The 22,727-nt window shown below is 48.5% G+C and carries 23 protein-coding genes and 1 tRNA gene; 7 read left to right on the top strand and 17 right to left on the bottom strand.

All coding sequences use genetic code 11. The features are described 5' to 3' along the window. Nucleotides 1-330: 330 nt before the first annotated feature. From rplT to infC, 3 genes are read right to left on the bottom strand one after another with little or no spacing between them, the layout of a single operon-like run. Nucleotides 331-681, bottom strand: coding sequence for a 50S ribosomal protein L20 (rplT, locus tag B7990_RS10150; protein WP_014545552.1), 351 nt, complete (start codon nt 679-681; stop codon nt 331-333). Between the two features lie 11 nt (nt 682-692). Continuing rightward, nucleotides 693-890: a 50S ribosomal protein L35 gene (rpmI, locus tag B7990_RS10145; RefSeq protein ID WP_014545553.1), complete on the bottom strand. Its 198-nt coding sequence runs from the start codon at nt 888-890 to the stop codon at nt 693-695. A gap of 21 nt (nt 891-911) precedes the next feature. Beyond that, nucleotides 912-1,496: a translation initiation factor IF-3 gene (gene infC, locus B7990_RS10140; RefSeq protein ID WP_014545554.1), complete on the bottom strand. Its 585-nt coding sequence runs from the start codon at nt 1,494-1,496 to the stop codon at nt 912-914. A 155-nt stretch (nt 1,497-1,651) separates the two neighbouring features. Here infC and B7990_RS10135 point away from each other — a divergent pair. Further along, nucleotides 1,652-1,723, top strand: a tRNA-Gly gene (locus B7990_RS10135). A gap of 132 nt (nt 1,724-1,855) precedes the next feature. On the opposite strand, the gene B7990_RS10130 is transcribed toward B7990_RS10135, so the two are convergent. From B7990_RS10130 to B7990_RS15120, 3 genes are all read right to left on the bottom strand, one after another. Continuing rightward, the gene (locus B7990_RS10130) at nt 1,856-2,071 is read right to left on the bottom strand and encodes a CopG family antitoxin (protein ID WP_088640844.1); all 216 of its coding nucleotides are present in this window, start codon (nt 2,069-2,071) and stop codon (nt 1,856-1,858) included. After that, nucleotides 2,068-2,382, bottom strand: coding sequence for a BrnT family toxin (locus tag B7990_RS10125; protein ID WP_088640843.1), 315 nt, complete (start codon nt 2,380-2,382; stop codon nt 2,068-2,070). The genes B7990_RS10130 and B7990_RS10125 overlap by 4 nt, the downstream gene beginning before the upstream one ends. A gap of 285 nt (nt 2,383-2,667) precedes the next feature. After that, the gene (locus B7990_RS15120; RefSeq protein WP_254917471.1) at nt 2,668-3,540 is read right to left on the bottom strand and encodes an FISUMP domain-containing protein; all 873 of its coding nucleotides are present in this window, start codon (nt 3,538-3,540) and stop codon (nt 2,668-2,670) included. Between the two features lie 294 nt (nt 3,541-3,834). On the opposite strand from B7990_RS15120, the gene B7990_RS10115 reads away from it, so the two are divergent. Continuing rightward, a complete protein-coding gene (locus B7990_RS10115) occupies nt 3,835-4,995 on the top strand; it encodes a class I SAM-dependent RNA methyltransferase (RefSeq protein WP_088640842.1) in 1,161 nt (386 codons plus the stop codon). A gap of 88 nt (nt 4,996-5,083) precedes the next feature. Here the strand turns inward: B7990_RS10115 and B7990_RS10110 are convergent, their stop codons facing one another. Next, the gene (locus B7990_RS10110; protein WP_254917470.1) at nt 5,084-7,864 is read right to left on the bottom strand and encodes a TIGR02171 family protein; all 2,781 of its coding nucleotides are present in this window, start codon (nt 7,862-7,864) and stop codon (nt 5,084-5,086) included. Between the two features lie 41 nt (nt 7,865-7,905). Here B7990_RS10110 and B7990_RS10105 point away from each other — a divergent pair, with 41 nt between their 5' ends. Further along, nucleotides 7,906-9,096: an MFS transporter gene (locus B7990_RS10105; RefSeq protein WP_088640841.1), complete on the top strand. Its 1,191-nt coding sequence runs from the start codon at nt 7,906-7,908 to the stop codon at nt 9,094-9,096. 47 nt (nt 9,097-9,143) lie between these two features. Here the strand turns inward: B7990_RS10105 and B7990_RS15115 are convergent, their stop codons facing one another. Then, nucleotides 9,144-10,196, bottom strand: coding sequence for a GGDEF domain-containing protein (locus B7990_RS15115; protein WP_254917469.1), 1,053 nt, complete (start codon nt 10,194-10,196; stop codon nt 9,144-9,146). A gap of 284 nt (nt 10,197-10,480) precedes the next feature. Here B7990_RS15115 and B7990_RS10090 point away from each other — a divergent pair, with 284 nt between their 5' ends. The 4 genes from B7990_RS10090 to prmC all read left to right on the top strand — a co-directional run bounded on the left by B7990_RS10090 (nt 10,481) and on the right by prmC (nt 14,344). Then, nucleotides 10,481-11,311, top strand: a complete 831-nt coding sequence (locus tag B7990_RS10090) for a TIGR02147 family protein (protein ID WP_088640840.1) — start codon at nt 10,481-10,483, stop codon at nt 11,309-11,311. Next, a complete protein-coding gene (locus B7990_RS10085; protein WP_088640839.1) occupies nt 11,304-12,161 on the top strand; it encodes a hypothetical protein in 858 nt (285 codons plus the stop codon). The genes B7990_RS10090 and B7990_RS10085 overlap by 8 nt, the downstream gene beginning before the upstream one ends. A gap of 75 nt (nt 12,162-12,236) precedes the next feature. Continuing rightward, the gene (gene prfA / locus B7990_RS10080; protein WP_088640838.1) at nt 12,237-13,304 is read left to right on the top strand and encodes a peptide chain release factor 1; all 1,068 of its coding nucleotides are present in this window, start codon (nt 12,237-12,239) and stop codon (nt 13,302-13,304) included. 59 nt (nt 13,305-13,363) lie between these two features. Next, the gene (prmC, locus tag B7990_RS10075) at nt 13,364-14,344 is read left to right on the top strand and encodes a peptide chain release factor N(5)-glutamine methyltransferase (RefSeq protein ID WP_088640837.1); all 981 of its coding nucleotides are present in this window, start codon (nt 13,364-13,366) and stop codon (nt 14,342-14,344) included. A gap of 87 nt (nt 14,345-14,431) precedes the next feature. Here the strand turns inward: prmC and B7990_RS10070 are convergent, their stop codons facing one another. The 9 genes from B7990_RS10070 to crcB form a co-directional block, all read right to left on the bottom strand. Next, nucleotides 14,432-14,653 (bottom strand): hypothetical protein, encoded by a 222-nt coding sequence (locus B7990_RS10070; RefSeq protein ID WP_088640836.1) that lies wholly within the window; start codon nt 14,651-14,653, stop codon nt 14,432-14,434. Between the two features lie 246 nt (nt 14,654-14,899). Then, complete coding sequence (locus B7990_RS10065; protein ID WP_088640835.1) at nt 14,900-15,325, bottom strand: septal ring lytic transglycosylase RlpA family protein; 426 nt, start codon at nt 15,323-15,325, stop codon at nt 14,900-14,902. A 4-nt stretch (nt 15,326-15,329) separates the two neighbouring features. Next, nucleotides 15,330-17,216 carry an outer membrane protein assembly factor BamD gene (locus tag B7990_RS10060; protein WP_254917468.1) on the bottom strand — a complete coding sequence of 629 codons (1,887 nt, stop codon included), beginning with the start codon at nt 17,214-17,216 and terminating at the stop codon, nt 15,330-15,332. A 56-nt stretch (nt 17,217-17,272) separates the two neighbouring features. Further along, complete coding sequence (locus B7990_RS10055) at nt 17,273-18,994, bottom strand: tetratricopeptide repeat protein (protein WP_088640833.1); 1,722 nt, start codon at nt 18,992-18,994, stop codon at nt 17,273-17,275. Nucleotides 18,995-19,005: 11 nt separating this feature from the next. Continuing rightward, entirely contained in the window at nt 19,006-19,854 is an 849-nt protein-coding gene (locus tag B7990_RS10050; RefSeq protein ID WP_072830344.1) for an RNA polymerase sigma factor RpoD/SigA, read from the bottom strand. Between the two features lie 56 nt (nt 19,855-19,910). Continuing rightward, the gene (locus B7990_RS10045; RefSeq protein ID WP_088640832.1) at nt 19,911-20,207 is read right to left on the bottom strand and encodes a DUF971 domain-containing protein; all 297 of its coding nucleotides are present in this window, start codon (nt 20,205-20,207) and stop codon (nt 19,911-19,913) included. Beyond that, a complete protein-coding gene (locus B7990_RS10040) occupies nt 20,204-21,331 on the bottom strand; it encodes an Mrp/NBP35 family ATP-binding protein (protein WP_088640831.1) in 1,128 nt (375 codons plus the stop codon). Before B7990_RS10040 ends, B7990_RS10045 begins: the two co-directional genes overlap by 4 nt. 266 nt (nt 21,332-21,597) lie before the next feature. Beyond that, on the bottom strand, nt 21,598-22,185 hold the full coding sequence (locus B7990_RS10035; RefSeq protein WP_088640830.1) for a DJ-1/PfpI family protein: 588 nt from the start codon (nt 22,183-22,185) through the stop codon (nt 21,598-21,600). 161 nt (nt 22,186-22,346) lie between these two features. Further along, a complete protein-coding gene (crcB, locus tag B7990_RS10030; protein ID WP_088640829.1) occupies nt 22,347-22,715 on the bottom strand; it encodes a fluoride efflux transporter CrcB in 369 nt (122 codons plus the stop codon). Nucleotides 22,716-22,727 lie beyond the last annotated feature (12 nt).

The following is a 22,727-nucleotide window of genomic DNA, read 5'->3' as shown; positions in this document are numbered from 1 at the left end:
GGGCATATCCTTTTCAATGCAAAAAGAAAAGTACCCCGCCTTTTCGGGCGGGGCACAATTTCTCGCGTTTTCGCTAAGTCAGGACTTAAGCAGCCTTCACGATTTCGACGACCTTGGCAAATGCTGCCGGATCGGCGACGGCGGGACACGACCGCATGCTCATTGATCAAAAAACGAGACTCCGACTATTCGCATGCTCTCGCCTACATCGCCAGATTACGCCTGGCGACTCCGGCTCACACTTGGCCGTTGCCTTAAAGCAGAACAAAGCAAAAGTGCCCCGCCTTTTCGGGCGGGGCACAATTTCTCGCGTTTTCGCTAAGTCAGGACTTAAGCAGCCTTCACGATTTCGACGACCTTAGCAAAAGCTGCCGGATCGGCGACGGCCAAGTCAGCGAGAACCTTGCGGTTCATGTTGATGTTAGCCTTGGAAAGCTTGTAAATGAACTGGCTATAGCTGATGCCGAATTCACGAACAGCAGCGTTCAAGCGAGTGATCCACAGAGAGCGGAAATCACCCTTCTTGTCGCGGCGGTGTGCATAGGCATACTGACCAGCGTGGGCAACGGCGTCAATAGCAAGGCGAAGGTTCGACTTGCGGCGGCCATAGTAACCCTTGGCGGCCTTGAGGATTTTTTTGCGGCGTTCGCGGGAAGGAACTCTAGTTTTTGCGCGTGGCATTCTTACTCTCCTTATGCTACGACAAGCAGACGCTTGACATGATAGGTATCGACTTTCTTAACGAGAGCGCCCTTACGAAGGTTACGCTTACGCTTAGTGTTCATCTTAGCTTGAATGTGGCGCATACCAGCGCGCTTGAACTTGACATGGCCGGAACCAGTCACGCGGAAGCGCTTCTTAGCACCGCTGTGAGTTTTCATCTTAGGCATTTTTACCTCGTAGGTTAATAGTTAAGCCTCACCTGCTGCCTTTGGCTCGGTTACGGGCTTCGGTGCCTGGTCTTGTTTCTTACCGGCACCACGTTTTGGACCGTAGATAGAAAGCATTGTGTTGCCTTCCACCCGCGAATCCATTTCCAAATCGCCAAACGGGGCCAAGTCTTCCTTGGCGCGTTCCATAAGGCGCTTGCCGTAGTCCATGTGCGCCATTTCGCGTCCACGGAACTGCATGATAAGCTTTACCTTCATACCGTCCTGCAAGAACTCGCCAGCCTGCTTGATGCGGTACTGGTAGTCGTTCTCGGCAGTCTTCGGATGCATCTTGATTTCCTTGAGCTTCACCACGTGCTGTTTGGCCTTTGCAGCCTTAGCCTTCTTCAGTTGTTCGAACTTGTACTTGCCGTAGTTGATGATGCGGCAGACAGGCGGCTTAGCATTCGGGGAGACTTCCACAAGGTCCAGTCCGGCGTCTTTCGCCATCTGCAATGCCTTGCTCGTCTCGATGATGATAGCTTCGCCATCTTCTTTCACGAGACGAATCGGAGAGATATGGATATCTTCGTTGATACGGGTCCCATCGCTGGGACGGTTGGGCATGCGACGATCGCGCGGATTAGGGAACAAGTATGCTACCTCTGATATGATTGTTTTGTTAATGCGAGCGTAAATTTAGAATTTTTTTCATATTTTTCCAACAACTTTTTTAAGAACCCCTTTAAAAATCGTCATATTTTAGTATAATTGTCATGCTCGCGGCGGTAGCTCAATGGTAGAGCCTTAGCCTTCCAAGCTAATGGTTGCCGGTTCGATCCCGGTCCGCCGCTCTTAGACCTCCCTTTGGGAGGTCTTTTTTTTCACAAACCTCTCTTCCGAGAGGTCTTTTTTTTCACAAACCTCTCTTCCGAGAGGTCTTTTTTTATTCAACGGGATGCCGGGAGCGCCATACACGCGGCCTTTTACCTCCACGAGATTTTCAACTTGCGTTTGGCGTTCGCACAATCCGTCAGGTACGAATCCATCAGTACCTGATACGGAATACCAAGTTCCTCGGCCATATTCTTGAAATAGTCGATCGTTTCAACGTTCAGCCTTATTGTAATTTGTTTCTTAAGAACTTTGGCATACGGGTTCTTCACCGCCTTCATTTTTGAAAAATCATATTCTTTCTTCATAAGCAATCTCCTTTTCTCGCGTTCCAATAATATTGAAATTCCTTTTTCGTTGCTTTCCGGGCACTGATTATACGATTCACCAACACATCGGGATTCAAGCCATTCCATTCAGTAAAGACAACAACTAGTGTTCTTAAACAAGACGACAACCCAATAAGAATAGACCTATCTTCCTGAGCTGAATGCTCCACATCAAAGAACACCCTCGCATATTCATCTTCAAAACAAGTTTTAGCCTCCTCAAACGAAACATCATGCTTCTTTTGATTAATCGCATTTTTCTTTTCATCCCACGCGAATTCTATTTGCATACAATGCCCGCGCTATAATTATAATATAATTATTAAATTTTAAATAAGCAACTTTAGCTTTATCACAAGTACAAACTTTAATCATTAGAAAGTTCCCTTTTTACGGACCGCGTCGTAACGCAGCAGAGAACACATTCCTCCACCACTTTATATACACGCTTTTTCGTGCTATTTGGCCCGCTATTTTTTTTGTAAAATTTTTCACAGAAAAAAAACTCCAGCTTCAAAGCCAGAGTTTTTTTCAATTCAACAGTATCCTTAGCAAGTCACTTTTTCAAATTTCAATTATTCATCATCCTTGACGCAACGGACAAAAGCACTCTGATACTTCAACCATCTACCAATGTACACACTTTTGCTATAGTAATTCAATTCCATAGAATAAGCAAACTCTTCTGACGGAATGGGATACCTACGGTCATAAGCCGTAACCTCACAGGAATCCGAGCTCCAAAAAAATGCCAAAGACGTACTATCATTCAGGTTTTTAGCCAATTCAAGCACAGAATCAACATTCGAACCCCCGCCCACAGCATCAACCAACGTTTCAAACTCTCTTACCGAAGGAAGATGCCAGCCGGAAGGGCAAGAATTTAGAGCAGAAGACCAGCCATAGAAACCGTCATCTCTTCCATAAGTGAGATTTTCAGCCATCCACCATTGGCTTCCTATTTCTACGATTTTATATGTTTTTCCGTCGCGATCATCCGTCAAAGATACATATGGGATCGATGAAGAAACAGATGAGCACACCTTCGTCGTTCTGTCATTACCACCGCCGTCCTTACAGGTAGCCTTTGCCGCACTGTATGCCATTTCCACACCGGCATCAGATTCCATATTGTACATGAAATAAGTCTTGGAGTTAACAGAACCATCCCCATTTTTGATGGTCAGAATCAGATCCCGGCCATCGGCCTTGTAAGTGTATTCAACATCTTTGCCAAACGCATCCTTGCGCACAAAGTGCCAGGTATTAATATTTTGCAAGACCATTGCATCGCAAGCAGGCAGAAGAACACAAGTCCGACCGGCCTCCACCGTTTCTTGCGACGGTGAAAAATCATCCACCTGCGAAGCAGAATTACCGTCATCACAAGCGATAAAAACCATTGTCGAGAAGATTGCGGATAAAACAAGCAAACGAGTATAATTCATAAAATCACCCCAACTCAAAACTTTTGTCAACAAATGTACAAAATCTCGAAGTGCCAGAAAAGCATTTCGAGATTTTTCGTCATTAGCCGTTGATTCATACAATCACCAACTACAAGACATTACTGTATCCTATTACAAACGTAGATACGGGAAATAATAGTTTCCCTCCCTTCGGTCGAGAATGACGAGATCAGACCAAAAACAACAAACCACAGCATACAGCCATTTAGCATAAAAATAGACTTTAAACTTTCCGGGAACTTTTTAAATTTGAGGGTAGAAAAAGAGGATTTCATGTTTTTTGAACAAGCAATAGCCCATAACCTCCCGAATTATACGAAGGAATCGGATTCCGCTTACGGCGAGACCCTCGCTCCGCTCGATTACAAAGACGAACTCAAGGTCAAGAACGAAGCCATCCGCGAATTTTGGGAAGTCAACCGCCTTGCACGCGGTCCGCAGCCGATTGTGGCAAGCCCCATGCCGCGCAATTATCGCACGACGTCCAAGCGCCAAGTCGAAATGAAGCCGGGCGACCTCCGCTTTAACGAATACGATAGCATTTTGGAACCCGAAGAACACAACGCCATTTACCGCTTGCTGTTCGACAAGCTCATCACGCCGGCATACAAGCCGCTCGCTTATGCGCTCAACTGGCTCATCATCCGTGGCACGTACAAGTACCGCGTCGTGATTTTCAACGTGAAAAAGCTCGATGCAAGCATCGTGCGCAAGCTCAAGCAGATTTCCGAAGTCTTGCAGCAGAGCCCGTACCACGTAACCGCAGCACATGCCTACGTAGACCCGACTGGTTCCAACTACTATCTCGAAGCCAAGCGACCGACAGACACGCTCAACTTCAAGCAACTTTACGGCCCGCGCGAACTTTCGCTCGACCTCGGCCATTTCAGGCTCAAATATCCGGTAACGGGATTCAGCCAGATCAACGAAAGCCAGATCCACAATCTCATCAAGTCCGCAAGCCGCTTGCTCGGTCTTGAAAAGGGCGACCACTTCTTGGACCTTTACTGCGGTTACGGTCTCTTCAGTTTTGCACTCGGTGAAGCCGCCAAGTCCGTGCTCGGCGTGGAATGGGAAGGTCCGTCCATCGATTGCGCGAAGGCATCCGCTAGATTCTTGAAGAAAAACTACAAGTTCATCGCCGGCAAGATTGACGAGACGTTTGTGCAAATGAGACTTCCGCGGCCGATCCCTGGCGAACCGGAACGCATTTTGTTGGACCCGCCGCGCAAGGGAACAGAACCGGGCGTCATCCGCGCTCTTGCGATGCGCAAGCCTGTGCGTGTGCTCCACATTTTCTGCGGCACCGACGAAATCCCAGGCGCCCTCGCCGAATGGGAACGTTACGGCTACCGAGTCAAGGAAGTGTTGCCGATGGACTTGTTCCCGGGCACCCCGCACCTCGAAACGCTCGTCGCTCTTGAAAAGAAGTAACTGGTCAATAGTCATTAGTTATTGGTTTCATATTCGCGACTTCGTCGCCATACTTTAGACTATCGACTAATGACTAACAACTAGCGACTTATTCCAGCGATTTCAGCAAGGCATCTAAACGCGCCGAAAACTGAGCCGCTCCAAGATAGCTCACATGGCTAGAATTAAAGGCCATCGCGTCGGTATAGTCGTGGTGGCCATCTTTGTATTCATCAAAAATAACGATGCCCATATCCTTAACCGCATCGATAATCTGGTGCGCCACGTCCCAACTCGGGCCATACGGGTCAAAAGCTTTCGTATCCTTAAACTTTGGATTGCGTGGCGGAATGGCAGCAATAAGTTTTACACCGCAAGAATCGGCGGTTTTCTTTAACGCCTTTAGAATATTTAAGTTGTTCTGCAAAGACGGATCGTCAAATACCATTCCCGTGGTATCCGCCAATACATTCGGAAATCCCCAATTCAGAGATGGCAGGAGGAAAGTTCCCTCAATATACTGCTGTCCTAGCAAGACCTTCGGGAATTGCTGATACTGACTCAACTCTGCAATTTCATTTTTCGTTTCAGGCAACAGATGCTTACTATCATATACAATACCCGGTGAAGTCGAAAGGACAGGACCAGATAAAAACGAAATATGCCTATAAAAAAATCCAGGAGACAATTCTACGACGAGATACTTGACGTGAGGCGCATACGGCAGGACATAGTGCCTAATCAAATAATCATGCAAATGAATATCCGTCAAAGATATACCCATATTCACGGTTTTATAGGACTTTATCGAATCCTCGATAACCGCATTCAGCATCATGGAACTTCCAAAAGTAAAAACACTCGCCTTGTCATGATTTTTCCAAAACGACTGCATCTTGATCCCCATTTCCTCAGATATAAATCCAGTAGAGGCTCCAATCACTTCTTCATTATCGCTGTCAAAATAAAGACCGGCACTGTCAAAATCGACAACAGGCTTGGGAACATTCGGGCTATTCTGCCAGATCCACAAACTAGGGTGCCACAATTCCTCGCCTTCAGCAAGCGGCACGACATCACCATTGTCCAAATTGACTAGGGCCACCTTATGGTGTGAGCCATTAGCATCGGTGAGCGTCGCTACAACTAAATTACTTGCCGAATCCTTCAACAGTCCTCCAACCCATTCCGTATGGTCGAACGTATATCCAGCAGGCGCCACTACAGTTTGAATAATTTGTCCTGTACTATCGACAACAAGTAATCTTTCATGAACGCCATAACCACTTCCAACAAATTCTCGACCGGCCGAGCCTCCAAAGTCAAGGAACAACGTACGGTTTGTACCATCTTTTGCAAGCGATGCATTACAGGCCTGTTCGCCATTATACCAAATCACATCATCACGTTTTTTCCCGTCTGAGAGTCTGGCCCGCAACAGCGGCGATGAAGAAACAGCAAAGAGGTTGTCCTTTGAAACACCTCCATGATACGCGCCATCAAAAAGTTTCTCTGGTACACCAAATTTTCCATTTGCAAACTTGACTTGCCATGTGCTCTTCTGCATAAACTGTTCACCCTTATTATTCCCCGCAGAAGACACATAGACAATGACGGTATCGCCATTAGGATTAACACGCCATCTCGGAATAGCCGCATGTTCATCGGGCAACATAACCAAATTGCTTCCAGACTCATTCAAATCACGAACATAAACAACAGATTCCCTTTCAGAGCCTTCTATTGACGTGCAAAACGCAACACGCTTTCCATCTGGAGAAATTTCAGGATGGTACACATTTACAGTGTCTTCGATCAGATACATGCCCATATTTTTTGCAAAATTCACATAAACGAGTCCACCCGTTTCATCATTCCGAAAGACGAGTTTCGCCTGATATGAATTTGTGAGCTTTTTTATTTCAGAAGATTCTATCTGAGGGACTACAGGAACAGTGACCGTATTTCCGTTATACAGGAACCAAGTCGCTTCTGGAATAGAACCATAAGCAAGACGAAATCCTATATAATCCCCTCTAGTTGAAGATAAAATTGGATAAGTATCTCCCCTATTGTACAAATTCACCGATGTCGGAGCGCTATAATAGCTGCCGCCTTTTACCACGCAGGAACCAAGAGCATCCCCGTCCATCGAACCTACAAAATTGGCAACTGTAGTATCTTTAAATGATCCATACCAGTCATTTACAAGTTCCAGCATGTTTCCTGCCATATCACAGAAAGTCGCATTGTCAATCAACGAACAGACTTTATGGACTTTATTATCAGAATTATAGGCATTCCAGCTATTTTTTGGCGACCATGCTGCAGATGCCACAAAGACCCATTCAGCCTCCGTTGGCAACCTAAAGCCATCCACTTTAGGATTGAACTTAAAATTTTTCATTTTCACACAGTGCTTTTCAGCATCGAGTTCTTTCGAGGAATACTCATAAGCCGTGTCAGCCCCATGCTTTTTGCTCATCGCATTTGCATATAGAACGGCATCATAAAATGTCACATTAGCAGCAGGAACCGAATCTTCAGGGCAATCGACTTTCAAGCCCGAAACATTCTTCATCATTTCATTAAAATCATTACAAATGACTTCATGGCGCCCCAAATCGAAATCATAGGTAAATTCAACCTTCATCTGCGGGCGTTCTAGGGCTTTAGCGGAAACATCATTTGTACCGACCAGTGTCTTCTTCCCAGTCGATTTTACGTGGAGCATCCCCTCGATGATTCCACTTTCAACATCCGCAGGCGTCATTCTAAAAATATCTGAATAATCATTCGGCACCGAACAAACATCCGAATAATGATTCGGCTCCGTACAAGATACAACGCCCATCATACAAAAAAAGAGCAGAAAAGCTGTTAACTCCATATATTTCATAGAGTTAAATATACTATTTTTTTACTACTCCCATGGAATTAAGAAACGATACAACAAACAATACACTTTGGAGCCGTACGTTCATCACGGTCGCTGCGGCCAATTTTCTGCTGTTCTTTAGTTTTTACCAGCTGCTGCCGATTCTGCCGTTGTTCATTCTCGACAAGTTCCAGACGGACAACGCGACCGCCGGATTCATCATTTCGCTTTACACGATCGGCGCACTTGCCTGCCGCCCGTTCGCAGGATTCCTCGTCGATACATTCAGCCGAAAGCCGCTATACTTTTGGACATTTTTCGCATTTTCGCTCTGTTTTGTAGGCTACAAGATTGTCGGACTGTTGCCGATCCTTGCCGTCGTGCGCTTTGCCCACGGGCTGTTCTTCGGGATTTCCAGTACCGCAAGCAATACGGTGGCTATTGATGCACTGCCCGCAAGTCGCCGAGGCGAAGGCATCGGTTATTTCGGGATCAGCGTCAACTTGGCCTTTGCCACCGGCCCTATGACCGGGATGTTTCTTTACGAAGCGTTCGGCGACACAATCGTTTTTGCGATTTCCATAGCCCTCTGCATTATCGGGCTTGTGCTCGTGCAGACGCTCAAGGTAAAGCCCCGCGAAAAGAAAATCTGCGCCCCACTTTCGCTCGACCGCTTCTTTCTCACGCGCGCCGTTCCGCAATTTGCAAACTTCATCTTTGTCGGATTCGCGTACGGCCCGGTCACGAACTACATCGCCATTTACGCAAAAGAGCTCGGCATCGGCGGTTCAGGCTGGTTTTACGCACTTATTGCCACAGGGCTTATCATGAACCGCATCATGACGGGCCGCCTGATTGACCGAGGCTACCTGATACACCTTGTCGGCACCGGCATGACCTTGAATGTTGTCGCCTATTTTCTTCTTGCCTTTAGCCACGGTCCTATAGCGTTCTTCACATCCGCATTTCTCATCGGCACAAGCCTCGGGCTTATCTTCCCTGGCTACCAGACCATGTGCGTGAACCTCGCCCGCCACGATCAGCGCGGGACTGCAAACAGCACATACCTCAGCGGCTGGGACATCGGCATCGGTACAGGAATTCTTGTGGGAGGCGCCATGGCAAATCACTTCGGCATGCACCAGCAGGTATTCTTCGTCTGCGGCATAGCACTAGTCATCGCCGACATCATGTACTTTGCATACACATCAAAGCATTACCTGAAGAATAAATTAGAAGGGTAAAACAAGTAACTAGTTTGAAGTGACTAGTTACTGAGGCGAGCGAGCCGCTAAGCCAATCGTTTGTCTTCGTACATTTTCTTGTCGGCTTCGACCAAGCAGTCTTTAAAGGTATCAGGAGATCCATTCCACAAGGCATAGCCAACGCTAACGGCGATAGCGAAAGAGCACGAGACTCCCCATTTCACAACTTCATCGCGCAAGCATTCCCTAATCTGTTCGACCACGGCGCTTGGCTTTTCTGTCGGAGCCAATAGCAAAAACTCATCACCGCCATAGCGGCAAAGAAACACCGATCCATTTAAATGCTCGCACGATTTCTTCAGAGCTTGCGCCACCAGGACAAGGGCCTTGTCACCAACGGAATGTCCACACGTATCGTTAATCTGCTTGAAATGATCCACATCCACCATGAATACGTAAGTATTCTTCACTTCACGTTGCTGGTGCAAAAAGTGGTTCAGGCGGTTGCGGTTGTTGAGCATCGTCAGAGAATCCGTCGAAATCAGCTGATTCTGCAAATGCAAGTACACAAATAAAATAATAAACGTACACCAGAAACAGAAAATAGGCGTAGTCATGGAGAAAAAGAGCTGGGCGACACCCGCAATGACAACACCAGGAGTATAGCAGGCAACGACCAGGTACGTTCTCAAGTTCTGCCGATCCTTTAAAGCAAATCCCCGCAAAACGCCACGAACCGTCGCCATGATAAAATAGGACGCAGGGATTATAAGAAGTACAAAATAATACAAGCCTCGTGGCTCCAAATTTTCATCTAGCCAAAAACCAGGATACAGCCAATAAGAAATCGGCAGAAGAATCATTTCAATCAAAATCGGGATTCGCAGTTTCGTCTGGAACCACTCTATTTGCTCACGCGTCATTTCAGTCCGCGTCGTGATTTCAGAAAACACAAAACAGCTATAGGCCACGATCGGCAAAAGAATGGAATTGAGGTAATTTACCAGCAAAACCATATATATGTTCTTCAGTAAAATGCCATCGCTAACAAGAGACCATAAGGCATCGCTCAAAAAATAGACAATGTGCCATCGCACCAAGTTCTTGAAAAGGGAATATTTAAGCTGAGGAGTCGGCAAACTCCTAATGCTATAAAGGAGGAGCATCAAAATCAATGCACACCCAATATTGACCTCAGCATAAAAACCATATACACTCATAAAGAAGAAGATAATTTTTTTACCGCAAAATAGAAGGAAATATCCCTTTAATAATCTTTTTGTATCTAAAACTTTACAAGTTGTTGCATATATGTAAGAAAAACCGTAGCATATAGTACAAAAATCACATTTTTAGACAATTTTACAATAAAACGTTGCATAAAAACAATTTTTATTCCTTTTCAATTTATATTTATCTTCAAATGAAATCCATAATCGAGTACTCTGACTTTCGGAAATACATGCGCGACTTCTACGAAGAACGCAAACTTCGCCATGTATTTTCTTGGCGCGAATTCTCCAAAGCCGCCGGTTTTTCATCGTCTTCGTACATGAAAGTCGTCTGCGACGGGAAAAGCAACCTGAGCCGCATCGGCATAGAACGCACCGGGCAGGCAATGGGGTTAGTCGGCTTTGAAATGGATTACTTCAGGGCCATGGTCAACTTCGGCCAAGAAACGGACGAGACAAAAAAGAAAGCCGCCTACGAAGAAATGCTTTCCATTGCAAAAATTCACAAGGTCCGGATTATCGAGGGTGACTTATTTGAATTCTACGAAAGCTGGAGAAACCCTGTCCTGCGGGAACTCGCCCCGCTCATGCCAGGCGCCACCCCGGGAGAGCTTGCCAAAATGTGCTACACAGATGTATCGGCCACCGAAATTAAGCAAACTCTCGATTTCCTGACAAAAGCGGGATTTCTCAAAAAAAACGGCGAAAACACGTACATCCAGACGGAAACCTCCATTAAAGGTTCCCCCGAGGCAACCAAGCTCGCCATCCGCGAAATGCACCGCGAAATGGCGAAAATCGCCGCCAATTCACTGGATCTTGCCCGCACCGAACGAAACTTCAGCGGCATCACCATGGGCATCTCCAAGGACTCTTACGAACAAATCGTCAAGGAACTCGACGAATGCCGCCGCAAAATCGTGAGCATTGCCGCAGGCGACAAGAACATCGATCAAGTTTATAGACTAAATTTACAGTTATTCCCACTCACAAGAAAGGCAAGGGAGAACGGAAATGACTAAGCTATTCAAAAAATTTTTGACAACAAATGCAGCGGCACTCGCTGTACTTTGCTCGTTTGCCTGTTCAGACAGAATCGCAGGAACCGCAGAAGAACCAAACCAGAGCGCAAATCGTCCGCCACTGGATGAAGGATCCTCCTCGTCTGAAGAAATCACGACACCTCCAGAAACAACCAAGTCTTCTAGCAGCTCAAAAGCACAGTCTTCGACATCACGTTATTCTTCTTCCGAAAGGAGTAGCTCTGACAATCCGACTACGCCCCCGTCATCTTCAAGTAATTCGACCGATGGAGGTCCAGGCGGTGGCCCCATTGGCAATCCGGACATATCTCCCAGCCGCACCCTTAACGGCTACCTCCTAAAATACAACATCACCGAAATCGCTTTCGACCAGAATGTTATTGCATACAACAAGACTTTTGTTTCCTGCGACGCGACAAATAGCACCTGTTTCGAAAGCCCTGAAATTGCATCGTTAAGAACAGTCGGATTACACAAGGCGGCCACACAAGAAGATTATAACAACTTAAGCAACCTGTTCCCGGCAACGGCAAAAGCAATGGGTACATTACACGAAATTAATGGCTGCCCGCTATACGTGCTGAATATCAAGGACACATCACCAGCCGTACACGTCCTTACAAAAATATCAAAAGACACCATCTCTATTGCAGATGTATCCGACAACTGTAGTTACGAGGCAAGACCGTTCGATATGCATGTCGGCTTCCTGTTCGCGTACTGCGGGGAGCTTTCGGAAAATCCACACGTGACCATAACATACTCACGCAAGGATTCCCTGAGATGCGGGGAAATCGGCTATGACGAGTACTTCACAAAAAAATGGTGAAAGTCTAGCGCTTCGACCCCGTAATTAAGGAACCGTAATGAATAGGGACGACGCCATTTACTAAATTTGGGCACGATGAAAGATAAAGCTAAAAAACTCATTGAAAAATACGAAGAACTGGAATCGGAACTCGGCAATCCGGATGTTCTCGGTGACCAGGCTCGTTACAACAAGATTCACAAGCAGTACAAGGGTATCGAAAAGGCCGTCTTGAAGGCCAAGGAATACCTGCAGATGATGGACGATCTTGAAGAATACAAGATCGCTCTCGGCGATTCCGACCCGGAAATGGTCGCAATGGCCAAGGCCGAAATTTCGGAGATCGAAAAGAAGCTCCCCGAAGTGACAGACGAACTCCAGATTTTGATGGTGCCGAAGGATCCGTGGGACTACCGTAACGCAACGCTCGAAATTCGCGGCGGTACGGGTGGCGACGAATCCGCACTTTTCGCAGGCGACCTGTTCCGCATGTATCGCGGCTACTGCGACAAGATGGGCTGGAAGATGACCATCCAGGACTTGAGCGAAGGTACCGTAGGCGGTTACAAGGAAATCCGCGTGTTCATCGAAGGCGACAGTGTCTATGGAACGCTCAAGTTCGAAAGTGGCGTTCACCGAGTGCAGCGCGTGCCGGAAACGGAAACGCAGGGCCGCGTGCATACGTCTGCAGCTACAGTCGCAATCCTCCCGGAAGCTGAAGAAGTGGACGTGGAAATCCGCGAAGCAGACATCCACATGGACACCTACCGTTCTTCGGGTGCTGGCGGTCAGTACATCAACAAGACGGACTCCGCCGTGCGTTTGACGCATATCCCGACGGGTGTGGTGGTGAGCTGCCAGACTGAACGTAGCCAGTTGCAGAACAGACTCCACGCTATGGAAATGTTGCGTTCCAAGATTCTTGACGCAGTCATCGCCAAGAAGGAAAAGGAAGAAGCGGCAAACCGCAAGGCCCTCGTGGGTACTGGTGACCGTTCTGCCAAGATCCGCACTTACAACTATCCGCAGAACCGCGTGACGGACCACCGCATTGGCCTCACCGTTTACAACCTGGACAAGGTTGTCACAGGCGATCTTGATGAAATCATCAACGGTCTCCAGATGGCAAACGCCCAGGAAAAGCTCGGAAAGTTCAACGCTTAAGTAAGGGAGATTCCCGGTCAAGCCGGGAATGACAAAGCCACGTCCATAAGGAAAGTTCCATGCCACAGCCGCAGATGACCGTTCTTGAAATTTTGAACCGTACCAAGGTCTTCTTTGAAAAGAAGGGCATTCCTGATGCACGTCTCGATGCCGAGTACATCATCAGCTACGGTCTCAAGATGAAGAACCGCATGGACTTGTACCTGAACTTCGAAAAGCCGCTCACGCCAGCGGAGCTGGACGTGCTTCGCACGATGGTTGCACGTCGTGCAACGAGTGAGCCGCTGCAGCACATCATCGGCGACACAAGCTTCCGCGGGTTCATTATCAAGTGCGACCGCCGTGCGCTTATCCCGCGCCCAGAAACGGAATCGCTCGTGGACATGGCATCAGACTGCCTCAAGGGCATCGAAAAGCCGTTCATCGTCGAAATCGGCACTGGCACAGGCGCCATTTCGATCGCTTGTGCTAAAGAAATTGCAGGCGCCAAGATTTTGGCGACAGACGTTTCCGAAGACGCGCTCGCCCTTGCACGAACAAATGCAGAAGCAAACGGCCTTGCGGGCAATTCTAGCGAACAAAGCGCGAATTCCGCAGCAGACGCTTCGGCAAGCGCGGCATCCCCGACAAGCACTTTGACCTTTGCACAGGGCGACTTGCTGAACGCAGTGACCGCAGACGTTATCGCAAATGTCGCCGGCGCTTCGGCAGACTCAGCGACCTTACCCAAAATCGATTGCCTAATTGCAAACCTCCCCTACATTCCCGACAGCGAAAAGGACAAGCTCCAGCCCGAAGTCGCAAAGTACGACCCGGCCCTCGCATTGTTTGGCGGTGCAGACGGCCTTGACCTTGTCCGCAAGCTTTTACAGCAGACCGAAGGCAAGCTCAAGCCGGGAGCTTCTATTTTGCTCGAAATCGGGTCGGAACAAGGCGAAATGCTCAAGGCCGAAGCCGAGAAGTATCCGTGGCTGGAATTCACGGGAATCCACAAAGATTTTTGCAACAACGTCCGCTTCGTGAGTTACAAAGCGAAGTAGAACTGTGTAAGGCGATGCCGGAACGAAGTCCGGCATGACAGGCTCCTGCGGGAATGACGCTAAAATTCGCGCGGCACTGCCGCGTTTTTAGCACATGGAGCAGCCGAGGGCGGAGAGCACAAATGTTTCGCTTTCGCCCATGCGGTAATACGGGATCAAGTCGTCATCATCAATAACGGAATCGTCGTTACCGCTCAACTGCATCAGTTCCCCAATGCGGCGTTTGAAAATGGAAAAGCCGGAATCCCACGGAGTCTGTTCCGGAATTTCGACTACATGCTTATTCACTTTAACTACTTTGCGATTCATATACTCACCTTTTGGCGTTTAGTGTCTTTACGTGCACTAATATAGAATCACAAGATGTCAGAAGCTGACATTTTCATATTTAATAAAAAAAATTGACTGAATACTTCGCCCTTCGACGCACTTCGTTTGCTCAGGGACCTTAATAAGGTTGGTGAGCTTGTCGAACCACACTCAAGATGACACGATAAAAGGAGATGCCTGCTCAGCGGCAGGCATGACAAGTCGCGGCATTTACACTCGCAACAACTATTCTATCACAGTCGCAGTGACCTGAGCATGGCCAGCTTTATCAAGTCCAAGCACTTTGCCCGCAGCTTCGCTTAAATCGAGTACACGCCTTTTCGCATATGGTCCACGATCATTCACGCGCACAACAACAGAAGCTCCCGTCTTTACGCGAACAACCTTGAGTTTCGTTCCGAATGGAAGTGACCGATGCGCACAAGTCATTGCATTGCGGTCAAAAATTTCACCGCTCGCAGTTTTCTTGCCATCAAACCCCTTACCGTAATAACTTGCATCTCCCGAAAACGTATAACCAATTTGCGCTTTTTTCTGAACACGGGAAGCGCTAGTTACACGGGTGTATCCCTTGCGGTGAGTCGATCCAGAGCAACCCGAAAAAGCCACCAGGACACAAAGGAGAACCGCAAAAACAAGTCGGGAATCCATAGACCTACTCAAAGTCGTACATGCTGTTGTACGTATTTTCGAGAATTTCGTCTTCCTTGCTGATGATGTCGGCCTTCTTTTCTTCAGGCTTCGCCTTCAGCTCCTCATAATACTTGGCCGATTTTTTATCGATATTTTCAATATTCTGCGCAGTACGCTTGCGGAGTCTTGCAATATCATCGTCCGATGTTGTCAGGCGCGTGTTCAGGACATAGGCGGCACGTTTTCCCCAGGTCGTCTGGCCATGATTATCACGTAAATTACGGTAAATGGCAACGGCACTATCAATGCGTTCCGGCGTCATCTGGAAATAAATGGCCTTCATGTAAAGAGCCTGAATACCCGACTGCGTCTGCGGGTAGTCCTTATAAACGCCATCAAAAGCGTTAAAGGCCGTCGCGTAAGCGGAATCCACTTGATCCATCTTGCTTACCGGTATTTCAGATGCCACAGTCCACAGGCTTTCTGCAACCATGTAACGGTCACGGGCTTCGTCTTCACGAGTTTTCATCGTGACACGCATGCCAAGATTCGCCTGCGCCTGCTTCGCGTATTCCGTATTCGGGAACTTCTCGACGATTTCCTTGTAAAGGTCTTCAGCCGTGTCGGGATCGTGCAAGAACTCATCATAGATAAAAGCCCTCGCATACGATGCGCGCATGACGCTTGCCGTATCATCGGACTTCTCGATCACGTTTGTGAGCCTAGTAACAGCGCTGTCCGCTTCGGAAAGCTTGAGCAAGAACAATTCCGCAATCATGAATTCATTGCTGAAGAACGATTTCATGTCAGGAATCGAATCCTTGTTTTGGAGAATCTCATTGTTCTTTTCACGCATCGAGACAAGGCGTTTCAAGGCATTACGGCGATCACGGGACTTTTGACCATAATCACTGATTGCCCGTGCGATATAGCTGCTGTCGTAATAAGACATGGCCAATTCGTAATTCAAGGTCTTGGACTGTTCGTAATCACCCATGTTGAAATAGCTACGGGACGAATGTTCCGTCTTTGGGTATTCCGAATTGACCTTATTGAAAATCACGTAAGCATCGGCGTTGCGACCGGCCAAAAGCGTCGTTTCACCAATGCGCACTAAATAAAGCGGACGCTGTCTTTCGTAAGCTTCTGTTTTATAAAGTTTCTTGAATTCATCTGCCGCCTTGAGATATTCCTTCATATTCACAAGGCATTCCGCCGACTGCTCGCCCGCCGTCTGGCGTTCGCGATCGTTCAGATTTTCGATTTCCTTGGCATTATAGTGCAAGTGGGCCTTGTCCCAGTTTTCCATCTTGTAGTAAAGCCCGGCCAAGCGGAAATGCGCCTTGCCCTTCATGTACGGGGTTCCGCTCGTATCGGCAAGCACGGCTTCAAGGGCAGCAATAGCCTGTTCCGGGGCTTCGGACTTTTCGTCCAAAAGCGAGAGAAGATTGAGACCCTGGAAATAATAAGGGTGGTTTTTGTCAGCAACGACTGGTTCCAGCGCAAATCGGCTGATATTGAATTCCTGGTTGCGGTAGAGGCAGTAAGCACGCTGATATTCTACAGCACGCATGGAATCGTTATCGGCAAAGTAGCGTTCGTATTCGTCGTACTTGGTAATGGCCTTCGGCCAGTCGGCCTTGTGCCTGTAAGACTCGGCGATGAGGAAGACGGCTTCAGCAGTGCGCTTCTTGTTTTTGGGGAAACGTTCCAGTACACGGGAGCCTTTTTCAATCACCTTTTCGTACTTTTGCGATTCCTCGCTTCCGGGATAAGACTGGGTCTCGTCAGGAACGCTGTCCAGACGCGCAGTCCGCAATTCGGTCGCTTCGTCATAGAGCCGTTCTGCATTGAACATGTGATTCAAATAGGCACAGCACGTGCAACCATCCAACAATGCAGCAAACAAGATTAAAGCTAAAAAACGACCACGGAACATATAGCTATAAAATAGATATTTGCGAGCTAAAATTCCATAAGAAGCGGCAGATAATCGCAAAGTTTCATGCCTGACGGGGGCAATCTATTGCGATCGAGGCGAACCATGCGCACTTCGGCAGGCTTTCCGACGATTCGGGCCAGGATTTCGAAGTTATCGCGGGTCTCCCAGACAGCAGCATCCATGACAACGCCATCACCACAGTCCGTTTCGCCAGTATTGTTGCTAATGCCAGAAATTCTGGAATTTTGCTTGAGAAGTCGCGTAAAGATCTCAGGCGCCACACCAAGATGGTTCGAATTAGAAGCGGAATCAAAAACGACCACATGGACTTCCTTAAAGCGGTTCAATGAATCAAAGACGACCGTATAGGTGTGATGGTAGGGATTTTCATAGAAGGATTCCTGCCAGACAAAGCGTTTCACTTGTTTAAAATTGGAGGCGGAATACTTTTTAAAGAACTCCTGCGAAGAAGCACCGTAGCGAACAAGGTAATGTCCCAACTTTGTCGAGAAGTCGTGTTTCCGTTCGGGCATCATGGATTCGCGGAGGCTATCCACAGCGCGGTTCAGGTTTGCCGTAAGACCGTTGTTGTATTCCTCGATGGCAGCCTTGCGCACTTGTTCGAGTTCATTCAGGCGAGACTTGATGTCCGGGTAATCCGGGTCGTTCTTGAGGATGTAGTTGAACTCGCGGCGGGCCATGTCAAACATGTGGGCCTTGGTATAGGCAATGCCCATGGCTTCACGGAGCGGCAAGTTTTCAGGATAACGTTCGACCAGCGGAGCAAGGATGTCGCATGCCACCTGAGCGCGGTCACGAGAGGAGCCTGCATAATGGCCGTTCTTGCCAGGAGCTGTCTTTTCGCCAATAGTCGCCATCGCGCGACGAGCCTTTTCGTAATCCGGGCGGAACGCAAGAATGCGCTGGTACGTTTTTTCGGCCACATCAAACTTGCCATTGTATTCAGCAAGGTAGCCGCGCAAAAGCATCAGTTCCGAAGAAAGCGGGAACTGCGTCAAGGCGTAATCGACGACGAGTGCCGCACTGTCCAGAATTCCGTCGTCATGGTAGACTTTCGCCAAGAGTTCAAACGCGCGCTGCGAGTCACCCGCAGAAAGGCTAATCGCCGCACGGCATTCGTTTGCGGCGTCCCGCAAATTGGAATTTTTGTGCAGGAGTTCCGCATACCAAAGTCTAATCTCGTAAATGGAAGGAGCACGTGTGCTTGCCATCTTCGCCAGTTCAACGGCAACCGTCAAGTTCCCCGCAAGGAGCGACTTGCGGCTGTCCAGGTAAAAGCTGATGCCCGTATTCGGGTAACGCGCCATGAGGCGCCCAATCAAGAGTTCAGCGCGGTCACGCATCGACTCCGACACGGAGTCCATATGGAATAAAGTATTGACTTCGCCCCAGACTGCAGCATCTACATTCGGGTAAAGGAGCACAAGCGCATCGTAGATTTCGTAAGCGGCCTTGGTCGCCCCGCTGCGCGAGAGTTCACCTGCACGGCGGAATTCGGCCTGCGCCTGCACCGGGAGGCTTTCGACATCGGCCTTGAAATTCGGAGCATCGCCATTCAGCACAGAAGTGCCCGCCTCAAGCCCGAACGGTATCTCCCCTACGACCGTCTTGGACGGTCCGTATTTGTTATAAAGCTTGAATCCGCCATACGCAAGCAGCGCCCCAAAGAAAAAAATCAGAAAGAGGTACGCAGCAGTACGAGGCGCAGATGAAGGATTCGACATTAGAGTTCCAATTAGATTTCCAGGAAGTCGGCCAGTTTTTCTTTATGTTCCTTGCTCTTCTGCAAGCGACGCAAAGTCTTGTTCTTGATCTGGCGGACGCGTTCACGGCTGAGTTTGAGGTCTTCGCCGATGTCCTTGAGCGTCGTATCTTCGACCGTATCGAGGCCGTAGAACATGCGGAGGATTTCTTCTTCGCGCTGCGGGAGTGACGAAAGCGTTTCCTGGATGAGCTTCTTGCGCTCTTCGCGTTCCATGTCCTCGTCCTGGTTGCCATCGCTGCCGAGCACGTCCATAAGCGTACTCACAGAATCAGCGCTCGAGACACCGGCATCATCGCCAATCGGAGCGTCGAGCGAGATATCGACAATCTTTTCCATGACTTCAACAATATCGCGTTCGTACGGGGCAAATTCTTCCATCGAGATGGTCTTGTCGTAGTCACCGCCGTTCTGCATCAAGGCGCGCTTGAAACGGTTCACCAGGGCAAGCTTGTTAGGCGGAATGCGGACTGCGCCCACCTGTTCGAACAAAGCCTTCTGGATAGACTGACGGATCCACCACACGGCATAGCTGATGAACTTCACGTCCTTGTCCATGTCAAAGCGCTTAGCCGCCTTGAAAAGACCGAGGTTACCTTCATTGATGAGGTCCAAAAGCGAAAGACCACGACCCTGGTACTTGCGGGCGACACTCACCACAAATCGCAAGTTGCCACGGATAAGGCGCTGCAAGGCAGACTTTCGAATTTCTTCGGTTTCACCGTTCTTGATAATTTTCAACAGCGCCGATTCCTCCTGCGGAGTCAGCGTAGGATACCTATTCAAGTCACGAAAATAAAGAGCTTCGTTAAAATCACTCATAAAACAACACCTTTTGCCTTGGACAAACTGTCTTAGACTCTTTCAAATATGGTTTATTATGCGGATTTCGTCAATTCCTTAAGTTTATCGTATGGGTAAATTCCCGAACGATGGCCATCGCTAAAAGAAAGCCCCACGGCATAACGACCAATCGACTGGATGTGTTCAAGCTTTACATCCAAGGGAACAGTCGATTCATCGAGGAGTTTTTCGCCTGTATGTTCGTCCACACAAAGTGCGCACGGACAAGCTAAACGGAGCGTACGGGCATCGCAGGCGCCTCGACTGCCATCATTCCATTCAAAACCGAGCTTGCCCTCTTTTGTCCTGAATACTTTCTTTGGCTGGATCATACTTCCTCCACGGGCAGCTGTTCGAAATCGTAATTGAAGTTTTTGAGGACTCCATCGCCTTCAGATTCAAACACAGAAAGCGTACGGACCATCTTTTCGGCGGCATCCATAAAGACCTTCGCCGATTCGGAGTTCGGGTAGCGGAGCACGGCCGGAGTGCCACTGTCACCGCAATCTGCAACAGCAGGTTCCATCGGGACCTTACCGATAAGCGGCACACCCCACTTTTCGGCAATCTTCTGACCGCCACCGGCAGGGAAAATGTTGTGGTGCTTGCCGCACTCATCGCAAATGAAGTAGCTCATGTTCTCGACAATGCCAATCACCGGGACGCCCACGTTATCGAACATGGCTATTCCCTTCTGGCAGTCGGCGAGAGCCACCTGCTGCGGAGTCGTCACGACGACCGCACCTGCCATCGGGCAATTCTGCGTGAGCGTAAGCTGGATGTCGCCCGTTCCTGGAGGAAAGTCCACGAGGAGGTAGTCGAGCTTGCCCCAGCGCACATGATGGATGAAATGTTGGATCATCTGCGAAACCATCGGTCCACGCCAGATGGTCGCCTTGTCGGAGTCTGCGAACATGCACATCGAGACGATGCTGATGCCGCCTTTCGCCTCGACAGGCGCAATCGTATTGTCTTCGAAAACTTCAGGAGCCTTGTCGATCCCGAACATGAGGCCCATAGAGGGGCCGTAAATGTCAGCATCGAGAATACCCACGCGAGCGCCAGAAAGGCTGAGCGCCATAGCGAGGTTCGCCGTCACAGTCGATTTACCGACACCGCCCTTTCCACTAGCCACAGCAACCACATGTGCCACTTCGCCAATGTGCGAGTTCTGCGGAGCCTTTGCAGCAGAATTGTCTTCGCCCACGCGGCCCTGCGAAGAAGTAAGCGTCACTTCGACTTCGGTGGCACCCAGGCTTTTCACGATGGTGATGCACTGGTCCTTGAAGCGGTCGCGAATCGGGCATGCCGGAGTCGTGAGGCGCAAATCAAAGGAAACCTTCGTGCCTTCAATTTTTAGGTTTTGAACAAAGTTTAGTTCTACAATATTCTTGTGCAAGTCCGGATCCTGGACCGCGCGCAAGGCACTTAAAATATTTTGCTCATTCAATTGCATTTTTACAGCTCGGCTCTACGAGCCTTTGGACTATGGGGTCGCTAGCAAGCTCGCTTTGAGGTATGGGGTAAAAAAAGTTTTTGTTTTAATTTAACAAATCGCAGTCCATCAATCCTGGGCAACGCAAAAGATCCAGGACTTTTTACAGCTAGATTTTTCACCCCATTAAAAGGTCCAGAAAGAAAAAAAGACATATACCGAAGTATATGTCTTTTTGAAGAGAGCTATTTTTTTAAGAGACTTAAAAATGCAAAATTGTGCAAATATTAAATCTTGATTTTTGCGCCCATGAGTTTCACGAACTCACGGACAATAGCCGTATCGCCAGGCCATGCCGGAGCCGTAACCAAGTTGCGGTCCACCACAGCTTCGTCTACGTTCACAGCCACATACTTACCACCAGCAAGAGTGATATCCGGGCCAACGGCTGGGTAAGCCGTAGCCTTATAGCCTTTCAAGACGCCGGCTGCAGCAAGGACCTGCGGACCATGGCAAATGGCGGCCACCGGCTTTTTAGCCTTGAAAAATTCCTTCACGATTTTGAGTACGCGTTCGTTCAAGCGAATGTATTCCGGAGCGCGGCCACCCGTAATGAACAAGCCTTCGTAATCCTTTACCTGCGCAGCATCAAAGTCTGCCGTGAGGGTAAAGTTGTGCCCACGGGATTCTGCGTAAGTCTGCTCGCCCAAGAAATCATGGATTGCAGTAGCAACCGTTTCGCCCGCCTTCTTGTCAGGGCACACGGCATCCACCTGGTAACCCAACATGGACATCGACTGGAACGGGACCATCGTTTCGTAATCTTCGGTAAAATCGCCACACAGAAGCAAAACTTTTTTTGCTGCTTTTGCCATTATTAACTCCTGATAGATATAACTTGTTTTCCTTTTTACAACCAACATAAGTCAGTATTAAAAGAAAATACATCAAAAGTTATCGAAGCGTATGCACATTTACTTTTTTTAACAAAGTGATTGACAATTGGTTATTAGTCACTAGTCAATAGTCATTAGTTTCACCGATTGTAACCCATGAGGTAAAGTCCGGCAAAACAGGCGGCAACACCAAGTACAAAACTGGCGAGTGCGTAGGCTATGAACATCCCGAATTTTCCGCTTTGCAAAAGCGCCAGGTTTTCACTCGCAAAAGTGCTGAACGTCGTAAAGCCTCCGCAAAAGCCCGTCACCAAAAAGAGCTTGAGGTTCGGCGAGAGGGAGTCGCACTTGAGGAAGAGTCCCGAAAAAATTCCGATGCATAGGCAGCCCAGGACGTTTGCGACAAAGGTCGGCCACGGGAACCCGGCGACCTTCGGGATCACAAGCGAAAGGAAGTAGCGAAGTACGCTACCGAGAGCACCGCCAAGAGCAACGAATAAGAAGTTCATTTCGGGACCTTT

Source organism: Fibrobacter sp. UWB4, assembly GCF_002210345.1.
Lineage (GTDB): Bacteria > Fibrobacterota > Fibrobacteria > Fibrobacterales > Fibrobacteraceae > Fibrobacter.
The sequence above is the reverse complement of the archived record's forward strand: the minus strand, read 5'-3'. Positions and strand labels throughout refer to the sequence as shown.

What these genes read in the sequence shown, in the direction of transcription:
- B7990_RS10130 (WP_088640844.1), bottom strand. Translation starts at nt 2,071, where the DNA reads ATGAAGAAAGAATATGATTTTTCAAAAATGAAGGCGGTGAAGAACCCG.
- prfA (WP_088640838.1), top strand. Translation starts at nt 12,237, where the DNA reads ATGAAAGATAAAGCTAAAAAACTCATTGAAAAATACGAAGAACTGGAA.
- B7990_RS10045 (WP_088640832.1), bottom strand. Translation starts at nt 20,207, where the DNA reads ATGATCCAGCCAAAGAAAGTATTCAGGACAAAAGAGGGCAAGCTCGGT.
- B7990_RS15120 (WP_254917471.1), bottom strand. Translation starts at nt 3,540, where the DNA reads ATGAATTATACTCGTTTGCTTGTTTTATCCGCAATCTTCTCGACAATG.
- rpmI (WP_014545553.1), bottom strand. Translation starts at nt 890, where the DNA reads ATGCCTAAGATGAAAACTCACAGCGGTGCTAAGAAGCGCTTCCGCGTG.
- infC (WP_014545554.1), bottom strand. Translation starts at nt 1,496, where the DNA reads ATGCCCAACCGTCCCAGCGATGGGACCCGTATCAACGAAGATATCCAT.
- B7990_RS10055 (WP_088640833.1), bottom strand. Translation starts at nt 18,994, where the DNA reads ATGTCGAATCCTTCATCTGCGCCTCGTACTGCTGCGTACCTCTTTCTG.
- B7990_RS10035 (WP_088640830.1), bottom strand. Translation starts at nt 22,185, where the DNA reads ATGGCAAAAGCAGCAAAAAAAGTTTTGCTTCTGTGTGGCGATTTTACC.
- B7990_RS10115 (WP_088640842.1), top strand. Translation starts at nt 3,835, where the DNA reads ATGTTTTTTGAACAAGCAATAGCCCATAACCTCCCGAATTATACGAAG.
- rplT (WP_014545552.1), bottom strand. Translation starts at nt 681, where the DNA reads ATGCCACGCGCAAAAACTAGAGTTCCTTCCCGCGAACGCCGCAAAAAA.
- B7990_RS10040 (WP_088640831.1), bottom strand. Translation starts at nt 21,331, where the DNA reads ATGCAATTGAATGAGCAAAATATTTTAAGTGCCTTGCGCGCGGTCCAG.
- B7990_RS10050 (WP_072830344.1), bottom strand. Translation starts at nt 19,854, where the DNA reads ATGAGTGATTTTAACGAAGCTCTTTATTTTCGTGACTTGAATAGGTAT.
- B7990_RS10065 (WP_088640835.1), bottom strand. Translation starts at nt 15,325, where the DNA reads ATGGATTCCCGACTTGTTTTTGCGGTTCTCCTTTGTGTCCTGGTGGCT.
- B7990_RS10070 (WP_088640836.1), bottom strand. Translation starts at nt 14,653, where the DNA reads ATGAATCGCAAAGTAGTTAAAGTGAATAAGCATGTAGTCGAAATTCCG.
- B7990_RS10110 (WP_254917470.1), bottom strand. Translation starts at nt 7,864, where the DNA reads ATGGAGTTAACAGCTTTTCTGCTCTTTTTTTGTATGATGGGCGTTGTA.
- crcB (WP_088640829.1), bottom strand. Translation starts at nt 22,715, where the DNA reads ATGAACTTCTTATTCGTTGCTCTTGGCGGTGCTCTCGGTAGCGTACTT.
- prmC (WP_088640837.1), top strand. Translation starts at nt 13,364, where the DNA reads ATGCCACAGCCGCAGATGACCGTTCTTGAAATTTTGAACCGTACCAAG.
- B7990_RS10125 (WP_088640843.1), bottom strand. Translation starts at nt 2,382, where the DNA reads ATGCAAATAGAATTCGCGTGGGATGAAAAGAAAAATGCGATTAATCAA.
- B7990_RS10085 (WP_088640839.1), top strand. Translation starts at nt 11,304, where the DNA reads ATGACTAAGCTATTCAAAAAATTTTTGACAACAAATGCAGCGGCACTC.
- B7990_RS10090 (WP_088640840.1), top strand. Translation starts at nt 10,481, where the DNA reads ATGAAATCCATAATCGAGTACTCTGACTTTCGGAAATACATGCGCGAC.
- B7990_RS10105 (WP_088640841.1), top strand. Translation starts at nt 7,906, where the DNA reads ATGGAATTAAGAAACGATACAACAAACAATACACTTTGGAGCCGTACG.